The sequence below is a fragment of the Rhodovulum sp. ES.010 genome (assembly GCF_900142935.1).
Taxonomy (GTDB): Bacteria; Pseudomonadota; Alphaproteobacteria; order Rhodobacterales; family Rhodobacteraceae; genus Rhodovulum.
The window spans coordinates 764673-777608 of sequence record NZ_FSRS01000001.1; the positions used below are offsets into that span (position 1 = coordinate 764673).

Here is a 12936-nt window from a genome sequence, read left to right on the forward strand (position 1 = left end):
ACTCATTCGTCCCGTCGTCCCGCCGGCAACGCCCGCTCAGGCGCCCCCGGCCTTCATCTTGTTCTTCAGCCCTGTGCCCAGATAGGCCTCGATCACCGCCTCGTTCTGCATGATCTCGTCGGCCCGCCCCTCGGCCAGCACCTTGCCCTCGGCCATAACGATGACCGGGTCACAGAGCCGCCCGATGAAGTCCATGTCGTGCTCGATCACGCAGAAGGTATAGCCGCGTTCCTTGTTCAGCCGCACGATGGCGTCCCCGATGGTGTTGAGCAGCGTCCGGTTCACGCCCGCGCCGACCTCGTCGAGGAATACCACCTTGGCGTCCACCATCATCGTACGGCCGAGTTCCAAGAGCTTCTTCTGCCCGCCCGACAGGTTACCAGCGCGCTCGTCGGCCAAGTGGTCGATCGTCAGGAACGCCAGCACCTCGTCGGCCTTCTCGGCCAGCGCGCGTTCCTCGCGGGCCATGCGGCCCCGCCCGAACCAGGCGTTCCACAGCGTCTCGCCCGACTGGCGCGGAGGTACCATCATAAGGTTCTCGCGCACCGTCATCGAGGCGAATTCATGCGCGATCTGGAAGGTCCTGAGCAGCCCCTTGTGGAACAACTCGTGCGGGGACAGGCCAGTGATGTCTTCGCCATCCATCGTCACGGTGCCGCCGGTCGGGGGCAGCACGCCGGCGATCACGTTGAACAGGGTCGACTTGCCCGCCCCGTTCGGCCCGATCAGCCCGGTGATCGAGCCCGTGGCGATCTCGATCGAGGCGCCTTCCACCGCATGGAAGCCGCCGAAATGCTTGTGCAGGTTCTCTACCCGGATCACGTCTCTGTCCCTTGCGCCTTGGCGCGCGCTCTTAGCGCAAAGAAACGGCCCGGAAAAGCCCCGGGCCGTTCCTCGATCATACGCGGTGTCGCAGCCCGCGTCTCAGCGGAACCCCACGACCTGCAGTTCGCCGCCCTCGATCTCCACCTCGCGGTAGGAGCCGCCGCTTTCACCGGGGCCGATCAGTTCGATCGCGGAAGCGCCCTGATAGTCCACGTCGCCGCCATTGGCGAGAATCTCCAGCGCCTTGCCGATCTCGCCGGGCATGATCGCCTCGCCGGGGGCGTTGGCGACTTCCATCACCTTGTCCTTGTAGACTTGGGGATCGGTCGACCCCGCCGCCTGCATCGCCAATACCATCAGCGCGCCCGCATCATAGGCCTCGGCCGAGAAGGCCGAGCTGCCGTCGAAGCCCGCCTCAGCGGCCATCTCGGTGAACATGTCGCGGCCTTCGCCCGGCGCGGCCGGGTTCTGTCCGAACGAGCCGTCGATATCCGAGCCGAAATTCTCCACAAGCTGGTCACCCACCATGCCATCGGTGAACACGAAGACATCGAAGGCGCCGGTATCCAGCGCGGCCTGCACCATGCCCGAGCCGCCCTGGTCGACGTAGCCCACGACCACCAGCGCGTCGCCACCGGCCGAGGCCAGCGCGCCGACCTCGGCGGAGTAGTCGGCCTTGCCGTCCTCATGCGCGGCGACCAGCGTCACCGTGCCGCCCTTCTGCTCGAAGGAACTGGCGAACGAGTCCGACAGGCCCTTGCCGTAGTCGTTGTTGGTGTAGGTGACCGCCACCTCCTGGATCCCGCGATCGAGAATGATGTCGGCCATCACCTCGCCCTGCCGGGCATCCGACGGCGCGGTGCGGAAGAACAGCCCGTTATCCTCTATGGTCGAGAGCGCCGGCGAGGTGGCCGACGGCGAAATCGTGACGATGCCGTTCGGGACGGCCACGTTGGTCACGACCGCCCCGGTCGCGCCCGAGCACATCGGGCCAAGGATGCCGGACACGCGGTCCGACGTCACGAGGCGTTCCACCGCGGCCGTCGCGGCGGCGGCGTCGACGCAGGTGGAGTCGCCGCGCACCGGTGCGATGGTCGTGCCTTCGAGGAACATGCTCGACTCGCTGGCCTCCTGCAGCGCGAGTTCGTGACCTGCGGCGATCGGCGGGGCCAGAGACTCCAGCGGTCCGGTGAAGGCGGCGACGACGCCGATCTTGATCTCTTCGGCGGCGCCGGCCCCGGCCATCAGGCCCAGCGCGGCGGTGGCCGTCAGCAGCTTTTTCATGGGTTTTCTCCCGTGTTGGAATTCCGTTCCGCGCGAGAGTAAGCGCGGGCGTGTCAAAAGGAAAGGCCACGCGGCGCGGGGTCAAGGCGCTTGGAGTCGCGTCCGAACGCACTAAAACGGCATACATGAAAACGGTGTGTACATCGCTTCTCGGCCTCGCCGGCCTGGCCCTCGTCGCCCTCGCCACGCCGCCGGCGCGCGCCCTGGATAGTTCCACGGGCCCCTTGCGTATCGAGCGAGTGGCCGGCGAGCTGATTGAACCCTGGGCGGTCGCGTTCCTGCCCGGCGGCGGCCTTCTGGTGACGGAGCGTGGCGGGCGGCTTTGGCATATCGCCGGGGGCAAACGAACGGACGTGGCCGGCGTGCCGTCGGTCGCAGCGGTCGGGCAGGGCGGACTTCTCGACGTGATGGTGCCCCGCGACTTCGCCGAGAGCCGCGAGGTCTTTCTCAGCTACGCCAAGGCGCAAGGGCGGGGCGAGGGCACGGCGCTCGGCGTGGGGCGCCTGTCGGCGGACGGCGCGCGGCTCGAGGGTTTCCGCGAGATATTCGAGATGGCGCCCGGTGCCCGGGGCGGGCGCCATTTCGGCTCGCGCATCGTCGAGGGGCCGGACGGTCATCTCTTCGTCACCATCGGCGAGCGCGGTGATCGTCCCTCCGCACAGGACCTCGGCCAACACAAGGGCTCGGTCATCCGGCTGAACCGCGACGGTTCGGTGCCCGCCGACAACCCTTTCGTAGCACTGGCGGGGGCGCAGCCCGAGATCTGGTCCTATGGGCATCGCAACCCGCAAGGCGCGGCACTCGACCTTCGGGGGCGGCTCTGGGTCCACGAACATGGCGCGCGCGGCGGCGACGAGGTGAACCGGGTCGAGAAGGGGGTGAACTATGGCTGGCCGGTCATTTCCTACGGCCGGCACTATTCCGGGGCGACAATCGGCGAAGGCACGGAAAAGGCGGGCATGACGCAACCGGCGCACTACTGGGATCCCTCGATCGCCCCGTCCGGCCTGGTCGTCTATTCCGGCGCGCTCTGGCCCGAATGGCGCGGCGATTTTTTCGCCGGCAGCCTGAATTCGGACTTCATATCCCGCCTCGACCCCGATGCGGGCTTTGCCGAGGAGCGTCTCGCCGCACCCCAGACGGGGCGCGTGCGCGACGTGGCCGAGGGACCCGACGGGGCGATCTGGTTCCTCTCGGTCACCAACGGGGCGCTTTACCGGATCGTACCGGACTAGACGCGAAGGCCCGGGTGCGGAACCGGGCCGTCTATCCCGGGCTGCGCCCCGCCTTGCTGCCGCGCTCGCGATAGGGGGTAGTGTTGTAATGCGCCCGGTAGCATTTCGAAAAATGCGACGGCGAAGCGAAGCCGCAGGCCAGTGCCACGTTGATCACGCTCATGTCGGTCTGCATCAACAGGTTGCGCGCCTTCGAAAGCCGCAGTTCCATGTAGTACCGCTTGGGACTGCGGTTAAGGTAGCGCCGGAACAGCCGCTCAAGCTGGCGCGTCGACATGCCGACGTCGCGGGCCAATATCGCCGGCGATATCGGGTCCTCCAGGTTCTTCTCCATGACCTGGATCACCTGGCTGAGCTTGGGATGGCGCACCCCGATCCGCGTCGGGATCGATAGCCGCTGCGTGTCCTGATCGGTGCGGATCGACGAATAGATCAGCTGATCGGCCACCGCGTTGGCGAGGTCTTCGCCATGCGTCTCGGCGATCATCGTCAGCGCCAGGTCGATCGAGGACGTGCCGCCAGCGGTGGTCATCCGGTTGCCGTCGATCACGAAGACCGATTTCGTCAGCTCGATCTCTGGGAAATCCTCGGAAAAGCTGTCTTGGTTCTCCCAGTGGATCGTGGCGCGCTTGCCGTCCAGCAGCCCGGCCCGGGCCAGCGCATGCGCCGCGGTGCACAGCCCCGCGACGTTGCGCCCCTTTCGCGCCTCGCGTCGCAGCCAGCCGACCAACCGCTTGGTGGTGGCCGACTGCACGCCCACGCCGCCGCAGACCAGCACCGTCTCGTCGCGGCCAAGCTCGCCCAAATCCATGTCGAGCGCGACGCGCGTGCCGTTCGAGCAGGTCGCCCACTCGCCGCCTTCGCCCGCAAGGCGCCAGCGATAAAGAGTCTTCCCCGACATGCGGTTGGCGATCCGGAATGGCTCGATCGCGCAGGCGAAGCTGAGCATGGTGAAGCGGTCGAGCAGGACGAAGACCAGCTCTTGCGCCCGGCGGCCATCGGCGGCCACCTCGATCAATTCGCCTTGCGGGGCGTGTTCCGCCACGGCAACCTCCGCGCGTTCCGTGCGAACAGCGAAAGCAGGTTTGTGAAGGGGGATCAAGACTGAGCGCGGCAATGCAGGGCCATTTGGAGGTGGCAGGGCCGCACGCTAGCCCCTATAAAGCGCCCACCGAATGCCCAGACCTGCGGAGCGAGACGATGACGACGTGGCAGAAATCCGACTGGCGGTCGCGGCCCCGGGTGCAGATGCCCGACTATACCGACCCGCAAGCGTTGGCAGCCGTCGAGGCGCAGCTTGCCAAGTATCCGCCGCTGGTCTTCGCCGGCGAGGCCCGCAACCTGACCGCCAAGCTCGGCCAGGCGGCCCGTGGCGAGGCGTTCCTGCTGCAGGGCGGCGACTGCGCCGAAAGCTTTCACGAGTTCTCGGCCGACACGATCCGCGACACCTTCAAGGTCCTGCTGCAGATGGCGGTGGTGTTGACTTACGGCGCCAAGCTGCCGGTCATCAAGGTCGGCCGGATGGCGGGCCAGTTCGCCAAGCCGCGTTCGGCCCCGATGGAAACCGTGGGCGGCGTGGAACTGCCCAGCTATCGCGGCGACATCATCAACGGTTTCGAGTTCACCGAAGAGTCCCGCGTACCCGATCCGAACCGGATGCTGCAGGCCTACACACAGGCCGCTGCCTCGTTGAACCTCTTGCGGGCCTTCTCCAAGGGCGGCTTCGCCGACATTCACCGGGTGCATGCCTGGACGCTGGGCTTCACCGATAGCGACGAGGCCGAGAAATACCGCGACATGGCCAACCGGATCAGCGACACGCTGGGCTTCATGACGGCCGCGGGCGTGAACGGCGGCACCATGCAAGGCATGTCGCAGGTCGATTTCTTCACCAGCCACGAGGCTTTGCTTCTGGAATACGAAGAAGCGCTCTGCCGGATCGACTCGACGTCCGGAAACTGGATCGCGGGCTCGGGCCACATGATCTGGATCGGCGACCGCACCCGCCAGGTGGATGGCGCCCATGTGGAATTCTGCCGCGGCGTGATGAATCCGATCGGCCTGAAATGCGGCCCCTCGATCAGCGCGGACGACTTGAAGACCCTGATCGAGAAGCTGAACCCGCAGAATGTCCCCGGCCGCCTGACGCTGATTGCGCGGTTCGGAGCGGGAAATGTCGGCGACCACCTGCCGCGGCTCGTCAAGGTCGTGCGCGAAATGGGGGCCGAAGTCGTGTGGACCTGCGACCCGATGCACGGCAACACGATCAAGTCGGCGTCAGGCTTCAAGACGCGGCCATTCGACAGCGTGCTGCGCGAGGTGCAAGAGTTCTTCGCCGTCCACAAGGCGGAAGACACGATTCCCGGCGGCGTGCATTTCGAGATGACGGGCAAGGACGTAACCGAATGCACCGGCGGCGTGCGGGCCGTGACCGACGAGGACCTGTCCTCGCGCTACCACACCGCCTGCGATCCGCGCCTGAATGCCAGCCAGGCGCTGGAGCTGGCCTTCCTCGTAGCCGAGGAACTTTCGGCCCGTCATGACGGGACGGCAGCGGCAGCGGCGCTCTGAACGCGCCTTGTAGCGGAACATGAAAAAGGCGGCCCAAGCGCCGCCTTTTTCGTGGGAATTTTCTCCCGGACTAGACGGTTTCGCTGAGGCCGCCTTCAATCACGCGCAGCGCCGGCCGGCCGTTTGCCTCCGGGCTTGGACGCTGGGTTTCGCCAGCCTCGATGATGCGGAACCGGCGCGGGCCCCGGCCCGGCTTGCCGACCGTGGCGAAGGCCCCGAGCATGCGCTGCGGCGCGCCCATTTCGCCGCGCAGCGGCAGCAGCAGCAGACCGCCATACAGCGCCGGTTGGCCGAAACGCGGCGGCGCGAACAGGGTGAGGCGCAGCGGTTCAGGCACCCCCGCGATCGCTTCGGACAGCAACTCTTCCAGATGCGGGCGGGAATCGGGCAGGATCATGGCAGAAAGCGGCATCCCGCGCATGTCCATCCCCATCACCTCGGTCAGATGCTGGCCGGTCAGGCGCAGGCGCAGGTGGCGCGGGGCGATCGCCTCGGCAACGAAGCAGTTCGACAACGCCTTGGAAAACCCGCGCGGATCGAGTTCCGCGCGGCTGGGCGCGATGCCGGAGTCGTCGCGCAGCCCTTGCCAGTAGGCCTCGATCTCGTCGAGCGCCGACAGCCGCTCTCCGCTGCGATAGCCGGCCAGTGCGATGACCGCCGCGCGCAGACGATTTTCCTTCTCCGTCATCCTCTCACCCTCGTCAAACCAACCGAGGCTGCGACCGCGACGCCCGCCCCGGCCGTTGTGACCCCCGGCGGGAAGTGCTAGTGCGAACCAGCCCCCACTGACGAAATCTTGCCACAAAAAAGCCACGGCGCGGAAGAGAGTCTTTACCGATGGTTAACGCAGATGCCTGACTCGATGACAGCCTTCGCCACGCGGCGCGGGCAGGCTCATGACCACGCCTGGACCTGGGAGATGCGGTCGGTCAACGGCAAGGGGCTCGACCTGCGCCTTCGGGTGCCGGACTGGGTGCCCGGTCTCGAGCCGGCGGTGCGGACGGCGGTGCAGGGGCGCCTTGGGCGCGGGAACGTCACGGTAGGACTGAAACTCTCGCACGAGCCGGGCGCCGGGGCGGCTGCGCTCGATGCCGGGGCGCTGGAGGCCGCGTTGGCGATGGTCAGGCATGTGGAGGCTGCCGCGGCCGAGCACAACCTGCGGCTCGCGCCCCCGACCGCGGCGGATATCCTGGCGCTGCCTGGCGTCACCGGCGCCGTGCTGCCCGAGACGGATGTGGCCGCCCTGCGTGCGGCGCTCATTGCCAATTTCGAGGGGCTGCTCGACGAATTCGCGGCGATGCGCGCCACCGAGGGCAATGCGCTGGAGGCGGTGCTGCGAGACCACCTGGCCGAAATCGCCGAACTGGTCGAGGCCGCGGCGGAAGCGGCGGAGGCGCGCCGTGACCAGTGGGCCGAGAGCTTGCGCATGAACCTTGCCCGCGTGCTGGACAACAGCGAGGGCTCTGACGCGGCCCGCGTGGCGCAGGAGCTTGCGCTGATCGCCGTGAAATCGGACGTGCGCGAGGAACTCGAACGGCTGGCGGCGCATGTGGCGGCGGCGCGTGCGCTGCTAGACGGGGCGGGGCCGATAGGGCGCAAGCTCGACTTCCTGATGCAGGAGTTCAACCGGGAGGCCAACACGCTGTGTTCCAAGGCGCAATCTACGACGCTGACAGGGATCGGGCTTGACCTCAAGCACGTGATCGACCAGATGCGCGAGCAGGTCCAGAACGTGGAGTAGGGGATGGACGACCGGCGCGGGCTTCTCATCATCCTCTCCTCGCCCTCCGGGGCCGGCAAGTCGACGCTGGCCCGCCGGCTGCGCGACTGGGACCCCGAGATCGTGTTCTCGGTCTCGGCCACCACGCGCCCGCCCCGCGCCGGCGAGGTCGAGGGGCGCGACTACCATTTCCTAAGCGAGTCGCAGTTCAAGACCGAGGTGGCGAAAGGCGCGATGCTGGAACACGCCTTCGTCTTCGGCAATTTCTACGGCTCGCCGGAGGCGCCGGTGCGCGAGGCGATCGAAGAGGGCCGCGACGTGCTGTTCGACATCGACTGGCAGGGGGCGCAGCAGATCCGGAATTCGGCGCTCGGCCAACACACACTGTCGATCTTCCTGCTGCCGCCATCCATCGCGGAACTGCGCCGCCGGCTGGAGACGCGCGGCCAGGACACGGCCGAGACCATCGGCAAACGGATGCAGAAGAGCTGGGACGAGATCAGCCACTGGGACGGCTACGATTTCGTGCTGGTGAACGACGATCTCGACGCCACCGAGGCGAAACTCAAAACGATCCTGACCGCAACCCGCCTGCGGCGCAGCCAGCAGCCCGGCCTTACCGAGCATGTGCGCGCCCTGCAGGCCGAATTCGAGGCCCTGTGATGACGCTCTACTCGCTCGACGGTATCGCCCCGAAGCTGCCAGTCGACGGCAATTGCTGGGTGGCGCCCGATGCCAACCTGATCGGCAAGGTTACCCTCGAAAGCGGCGCGTCGGTCTGGTTCGGCTGCACGCTCAGAGGCGATAACGAGCCGATCACCGTGGGCGCGGGGAGCAACGTGCAAGAAAACACCGTCTGCCATACCGACATGGGCTTTCCGCTGGTGATCGGGCCCGGCTGCACCATCGGGCACAAGGCGATGCTGCATGGCTGCACTATCGGCGAAAACAGCCTGATCGGGATGGGCGCAACGATCCTGAACGGCGCGAGGATCGGCAAGAACTGCCTGATCGGCGCCTGCGCGCTGGTTACCGAGGGCAAGGAGATTCCCGATGGCAGTATGGTGATGGGCAGCCCCGGGAAGGTGGTGCGCCAGCTCGACGAGGCGGCCATCGAGAGCTTGCGCAAGTCCGCCCGGCACTACCAGGAGAACATGCGCCGCTACCGCGCCGGGCTTGCCGAGGCGTGAGGCGCGCCCCTTCCGACGATCCCTGCCGAGGCCGCGTTCCAGGAGTTTCGGCACCAGACCGGACCCCGTTTGCCATGACCGACAGCCCGCATATTCCTGCCCGCCGCCAGCCTTGGCCCGACAATGCCGCGCGCCCCGTGGCGACACCGCTCCAGCCCTCGGTGGTCTACGCCACACTCGACCCGGACGCGCTGGACGCGCAATACGAAGGCCGGACGCGGGGCTATGCCTACGCGCGCGAGGGCCACCCCAATGCCGACGTGCTGGCGGCGACGATCGACCGGATGGAGGGCGCCGAAGGAGGTGTCGTCACCGGGTCGGGCATGGCCGCAGTCGGGGTGGCGATGCTCGCCGCGCTGAAGGCGGGCAATCATGTCGTGGGCGGCGACCAGCTTTACGGGCGCTCGCTGCGGATGCTGACCGAGGACCTGCCGCGCCTTGGCATCTCCACCACCTTCGCCGATGCGACCGACACCGGTGCCATCGCCGCAGCGCTGCGCCCCGAAACGCGGATGATCCTGATCGAGACGGTCTCGAACCCCACGCTGCGCGTCGCGGATCTCGACGGGATCGCGCGGCTGGCGCGCGACCGCGGCATCCTGCTGGCCGTGGACAATACCTTCACCACGCCCCGCGCGCTTCGCCCGTTCGAGCATGGCGCAGATATCGTCATCCACTCGGTGACGAAACTGCTGGCCGGCCATGCGGATGCGACACTCGGCTACGTCGCCGCCCGCGACCCCGCCCTGACCGAGGCAATGCGCACAGCCACCGCGACCTGGGGCACGACGCCCAGCCCATTTGACTGCTGGCTGGCGGAGCGGGGGCTGTTGTCCTTCGAGTTGCGCTATGACCGGGCGGAGGCCACGGCGACGCGCTTGGCCGACCACCTCGCGACGCTGCCGGGGGTGGCGCGTGTGCTCTATCCCGGCCGCGCCGATCACCCCGACCACAATAGGGCGGGCGCACTCTTGCAGGGCCGCTTCGGCAACATGCTTAGTTTCGAGTTGCAGGGCGGGCGCGCGGCGGCCAACGCCTTCACCCGGGCCTGTCCGGTCGCCTTCGCGCCAACGCTCGGCGATATCGCGACGACGCTGTCGCACCCGGCCTCGTCGTCGCACCGCGCGCTCACACCGCAGGCGCGGGCGGGTTTGGGAATCTCGGAAGGGTTCTTCCGGGTCTCGGTCGGGGTCGAGCCGGCCGAAACTCTCCTTGCCGAGTTCGAGGCGGGGGTGCGGGCGGCGGGCTGAGCGCCGTCAGTTGCGGGCGCGGGGGATGAGTTCCACCTCGAGACCTGGGCAGAGTTGCCGGATCTCCTGTCGAATAATGCCGGGGGCGGGCAGGGCGGGGGTCACCACCACATACCGTCCGCGATACCCCGCAAGCGCCAACTGCGTGGCCATGTCCAGCGCATCGAACTGCCGGCAGACGAGGGGCGAGGCGACGAAGTCCGTCTCGGGCGCGCAGGCCAGCGCGGCATGCAGCAAGGCGAAGGGCAGGCGTTCGCAGCGGGCATGCGCGAAGGGCATGCCGAGTTCGGGACGCGACTCGCCCCCGAACCCCACCAACAACGCCACCGACGGGGCCATGGCCCGAAAGGCGGTCGGGGCGATCTGGGCTGGGCGATACTCCATGCAGCCGTTCTCCGGTTGGGCAGCGCCGCAAAGCAGCGCGAATCAATTGTTGTCAACATGACTTTTAAGACAGGTTTTAGCCATGTCCAGACCTAGCCTGATTCACGGTGCGGACAACGCGCAACCAGATGCGACTTGATCGCACAGCAACCCGCGCCGATACCATTGCGGTGTCCGACCTCCGCGGAGCACTTCCATGAACCCAGACCTCGCACCCTCAACTATCACGGGGATTCCGCTGCCGGTTATGCTGGTCGACCGGGCCGAGCGGGTCCACGCGATGAACGCGCCCGCCGAGGCCATGTTCGGTCCGGGGGGCACCGGCCGGCACTATATCACGGTTCTGCGCCAGCCGGCGCTGCTTGATTGCGTCGAGGAGTCGCTGCGCCTGCGCCAGACCCGCAAAGTCCGATTCCTGACCACGGACATGGCGCGGGAGGCTACATACGAAGTGATCGCTAGCCCGCTGGGCCCCGAGGGCGAGGCGGGCGTGGTGGTCGCCTTTACCGACATCACGGAACGCGAGCAGATGGGCCAGATTCGCCGCGATTTCGTGGCCAACGTCAGCCACGAGCTCAAGACACCGCTGACTGCGCTTCTGGGGTTCATCGAAACGCTGAAAGGGCCGGCGCGCGACGATGCGACCGCCCGGGAGCGGTTTCTCGACATCATGGAACGCGAGGCGGCGCGGATGAACCGGCTGGTCAGCGATCTTCTTTCGCTGAGCCGGGTCGAGGCCGAGGAACGGATGCGCCCCGACACGCGCGCCGACGTGGCGGCGCTGCTGCGCTCGGCGGTGCTGACCTTGCGGCCGCTGGCCGCCGAGTCGGGAGTCGAGATCACCTTGGAAGGCGCCGACCGCGCGGTGCCGGTGCTGGGCGACGCGGACCAGCTGACCCAGGTGTTCCAGAACCTCATCGAGAACGGCATCAAGTATGGCGGATCGGGCGGGACGGTGCGCCTGGTTCTGACCCTGAGCGAGCGCGAACTCGCGTTCCGTGGCCCCGGCGTGCGGATCGACGTGATCGATCGGGGCGAGGGATTCGATCCGGTCCACATCCCGCGACTCACAGAGCGGTTCTATCGTGTCGACAGCCACCGCTCGCGCGAGATGGGCGGCACGGGGCTGGGGCTGGCGATCGTGAAGCACATCGTGAACCGGCACCGTGGCCGGTTCCGTATCGACAGCACGCCGGGTGAAGGCAGCACCTTTTCAGTCATGTTGCCAGTGGCTTGAAGCGGCGCAAGCGGATAGGCATCCGCGCTGTCATGAAAACGTTACCTTCCTGTCACAAAAGCTTGGCCCGGGGTTAATAGGACCGCGCCGAGGCCACGCCCACCGGGGCGCTGGCCCGAACACACAATCAGGAGCTATCCATGTCGTTTTCGAAACTGACCGCCTCCGCGCTGGCGATCGCCGCCGTGTCGGCCACCGCAGCCGCCGCGCGTGACAACGTTCAGATCGCCGGTTCCTCCACCGTGCTGCCCTATGCCTCGATCGTGGCCGAAGCCTTCGGCGAAAACTTCGACTTCCCGACCCCGGTCGTCGAATCGGGCGGCTCCTCGGCCGGTCTCAAGCGCTTCTGCGAAGGCGTCGGCGAAAACACCATCGACATCGCGAACGCCTCGCGCGCGATCCGCGAAAAGGAAGTCGCCACCTGCGCCGAGAATGGCGTGGACGAGATCATCGAAGTCCGCATCGGCTATGACGGCATCGTCTTCGCAAGCCAGATCGACGGTCCGGCGTTCGACACCTTCGTGCCCGCCGACTGGTTCAAGGCGCTGGCCGCCGAAATGCCGCAGGACGGCGAGATGGTCGCCAACCCCAACAACACCTGGGCCGACGTGAACGGTGACCTGCCCGAAGTCGAAATCGCCGCCTTCATTCCGGGGACCAAGCACGGCACCCGCGAAGTGTTCGAAGAAAAGGTCCTCCTGCAGGGCTGCGAGGACACCGGCGCCATGGCCGCTATGGAAGAGATGGGCATGGACGAAGACGCCGTGGAAAGCGCCTGCATGGCGGTTCGCACCGACGGTAAGTCGGTCGACATCGACGGCGACTACACCGAAACGCTTGCGCGCATCGACTCCAACCCCGAAGGCATCGGCGTGTTTGGCCTGGCGTTCTACGAGAACAACACCGACAAGCTGAAGGTCGCAACCATGTCGGGCGTCGCGCCCTCGACCGAGACCATCGCCAGCGGCGAATACCCGGTCTCGCGCCCGCTGTTCTTCTACATCAAGAAGGCGCATATCGGCGTGATCCCGGGCCTCAAGGAATACGCCGAGTTCTTCGTCTCGGACGAGATTGCCGGCCCCAACGGCCCGCTGTCGGAATACGGCCTCGTTGCCGACCCGGAACTGGCCGAGACCCAGGAAAAGGTCGCCAACGAAGTGACCATGAGCAACTGAGCTCATCGCGTTCCGGAGGGCGGCCCGCACGGCCGCCCTCCCTCCTCTCAGATCATTTTCAAACG

At 67.1% G+C, this 12936-nt stretch carries 13 protein-coding genes; 8 read left to right on the forward strand and 5 right to left on the reverse strand.

The window, feature by feature from the left end; genetic code table 11:
• Positions 1-36 precede the first annotated feature (36 nt).
• Together BUR28_RS03860 and BUR28_RS03865 are read right to left on the reverse strand one after the other, a co-directional pair.
• Entirely contained in the window at positions 37-822 is a 786-nt protein-coding gene (locus tag BUR28_RS03860; protein ID WP_074218923.1) for an ABC transporter ATP-binding protein, read from the reverse strand.
• Positions 823-924: 102 nt separating this feature from the next.
• Positions 925-2109, reverse strand: coding sequence for an ABC transporter substrate-binding protein (locus BUR28_RS03865; protein WP_074218924.1), 1185 nt, complete (start codon positions 2107-2109; stop codon positions 925-927).
• Between the two features lie 125 nt (positions 2110-2234).
• On the opposite strand from BUR28_RS03865, the gene BUR28_RS03870 reads away from it, so the two are divergent.
• The gene (locus BUR28_RS03870; RefSeq protein WP_074218925.1) at positions 2235-3344 is read left to right on the forward strand and encodes a PQQ-dependent sugar dehydrogenase; all 1110 of its coding nucleotides are present in this window, start codon (positions 2235-2237) and stop codon (positions 3342-3344) included.
• A 31-nt stretch (positions 3345-3375) separates the two neighbouring features.
• Here the strand turns inward: BUR28_RS03870 and BUR28_RS03875 are convergent, their stop codons facing one another.
• Complete coding sequence (locus tag BUR28_RS03875; protein ID WP_083626751.1) at positions 3376-4293, reverse strand: GlxA family transcriptional regulator; 918 nt, start codon at positions 4291-4293, stop codon at positions 3376-3378.
• A gap of 251 nt (positions 4294-4544) precedes the next feature.
• Between BUR28_RS03875 and BUR28_RS03880 the strand changes: the two genes are divergently transcribed.
• Complete coding sequence (locus BUR28_RS03880) at positions 4545-5915, forward strand: class II 3-deoxy-7-phosphoheptulonate synthase (RefSeq protein WP_074218927.1); 1371 nt, start codon at positions 4545-4547, stop codon at positions 5913-5915.
• A 70-nt stretch (positions 5916-5985) separates the two neighbouring features.
• Here the strand turns inward: BUR28_RS03880 and BUR28_RS03885 are convergent, their stop codons facing one another.
• A complete protein-coding gene (locus BUR28_RS03885) occupies positions 5986-6603 on the reverse strand; it encodes a PAS domain-containing protein (protein ID WP_074218928.1) in 618 nt (205 codons plus the stop codon).
• A 162-nt stretch (positions 6604-6765) separates the two neighbouring features.
• On the opposite strand from BUR28_RS03885, the gene BUR28_RS03890 reads away from it, so the two are divergent.
• From BUR28_RS03890 to BUR28_RS03905, 4 genes are all read left to right on the forward strand, one after another.
• On the forward strand, positions 6766-7656 hold the full coding sequence (locus BUR28_RS03890) for a YicC/YloC family endoribonuclease (RefSeq protein WP_074218929.1): 891 nt from the start codon (positions 6766-6768) through the stop codon (positions 7654-7656).
• Between the two features lie 3 nt (positions 7657-7659).
• Complete coding sequence (gene gmk, locus BUR28_RS03895) at positions 7660-8298, forward strand: guanylate kinase (protein WP_074218930.1); 639 nt, start codon at positions 7660-7662, stop codon at positions 8296-8298.
• A complete protein-coding gene (locus BUR28_RS03900) occupies positions 8298-8825 on the forward strand; it encodes a gamma carbonic anhydrase family protein (RefSeq protein WP_074218931.1) in 528 nt (175 codons plus the stop codon). The genes gmk and BUR28_RS03900 overlap by 1 nt, the downstream gene beginning before the upstream one ends.
• Before the next feature lie 74 nt (positions 8826-8899).
• On the forward strand, positions 8900-10075 hold the full coding sequence (locus tag BUR28_RS03905; RefSeq protein ID WP_074218932.1) for a trans-sulfuration enzyme family protein: 1176 nt from the start codon (positions 8900-8902) through the stop codon (positions 10073-10075).
• Positions 10076-10081: 6 nt separating this feature from the next.
• On the opposite strand, the gene BUR28_RS03910 is transcribed toward BUR28_RS03905, so the two are convergent.
• Positions 10082-10459, reverse strand: a complete 378-nt coding sequence (locus BUR28_RS03910) for a hypothetical protein (RefSeq protein ID WP_074218933.1) — start codon at positions 10457-10459, stop codon at positions 10082-10084.
• A gap of 196 nt (positions 10460-10655) precedes the next feature.
• On the opposite strand from BUR28_RS03910, the gene BUR28_RS03915 reads away from it, so the two are divergent.
• Together BUR28_RS03915 and BUR28_RS03920 are read left to right on the forward strand one after the other, a co-directional pair.
• Positions 10656-11696 (forward strand): ATP-binding protein, encoded by a 1041-nt coding sequence (locus tag BUR28_RS03915; protein WP_074218934.1) that lies wholly within the window; start codon positions 10656-10658, stop codon positions 11694-11696.
• Between the two features lie 140 nt (positions 11697-11836).
• The gene (locus BUR28_RS03920) at positions 11837-12871 is read left to right on the forward strand and encodes a substrate-binding domain-containing protein (protein ID WP_074218935.1); all 1035 of its coding nucleotides are present in this window, start codon (positions 11837-11839) and stop codon (positions 12869-12871) included.
• The last annotated feature ends 65 nt before the right edge of the window (positions 12872-12936 follow it).

Coding starts and splice junctions, on each gene's coding strand:
- BUR28_RS03865 (WP_074218924.1), bottom strand. CDS start 2,109: ATGAAAAAGCTGCTGACGGCCACCGCCGCGCTGGGCCTGATGGCCGGG.
- BUR28_RS03905 (WP_074218932.1), top strand. CDS start 8,900: ATGACCGACAGCCCGCATATTCCTGCCCGCCGCCAGCCTTGGCCCGAC.
- BUR28_RS03910 (WP_074218933.1), bottom strand. CDS start 10,459: ATGGAGTATCGCCCAGCCCAGATCGCCCCGACCGCCTTTCGGGCCATG.
- BUR28_RS03885 (WP_074218928.1), bottom strand. CDS start 6,603: ATGACGGAGAAGGAAAATCGTCTGCGCGCGGCGGTCATCGCACTGGCC.
- BUR28_RS03880 (WP_074218927.1), top strand. CDS start 4,545: ATGACGACGTGGCAGAAATCCGACTGGCGGTCGCGGCCCCGGGTGCAG.
- gmk (WP_074218930.1), top strand. CDS start 7,660: ATGGACGACCGGCGCGGGCTTCTCATCATCCTCTCCTCGCCCTCCGGG.
- BUR28_RS03870 (WP_074218925.1), top strand. CDS start 2,235: ATGAAAACGGTGTGTACATCGCTTCTCGGCCTCGCCGGCCTGGCCCTC.
- BUR28_RS03875 (WP_083626751.1), bottom strand. CDS start 4,293: ATGCTCAGCTTCGCCTGCGCGATCGAGCCATTCCGGATCGCCAACCGC.
- BUR28_RS03890 (WP_074218929.1), top strand. CDS start 6,766: ATGCCTGACTCGATGACAGCCTTCGCCACGCGGCGCGGGCAGGCTCAT.
- BUR28_RS03915 (WP_074218934.1), top strand. CDS start 10,656: ATGAACCCAGACCTCGCACCCTCAACTATCACGGGGATTCCGCTGCCG.
- BUR28_RS03920 (WP_074218935.1), top strand. CDS start 11,837: ATGTCGTTTTCGAAACTGACCGCCTCCGCGCTGGCGATCGCCGCCGTG.
- BUR28_RS03900 (WP_074218931.1), top strand. CDS start 8,298: ATGACGCTCTACTCGCTCGACGGTATCGCCCCGAAGCTGCCAGTCGAC.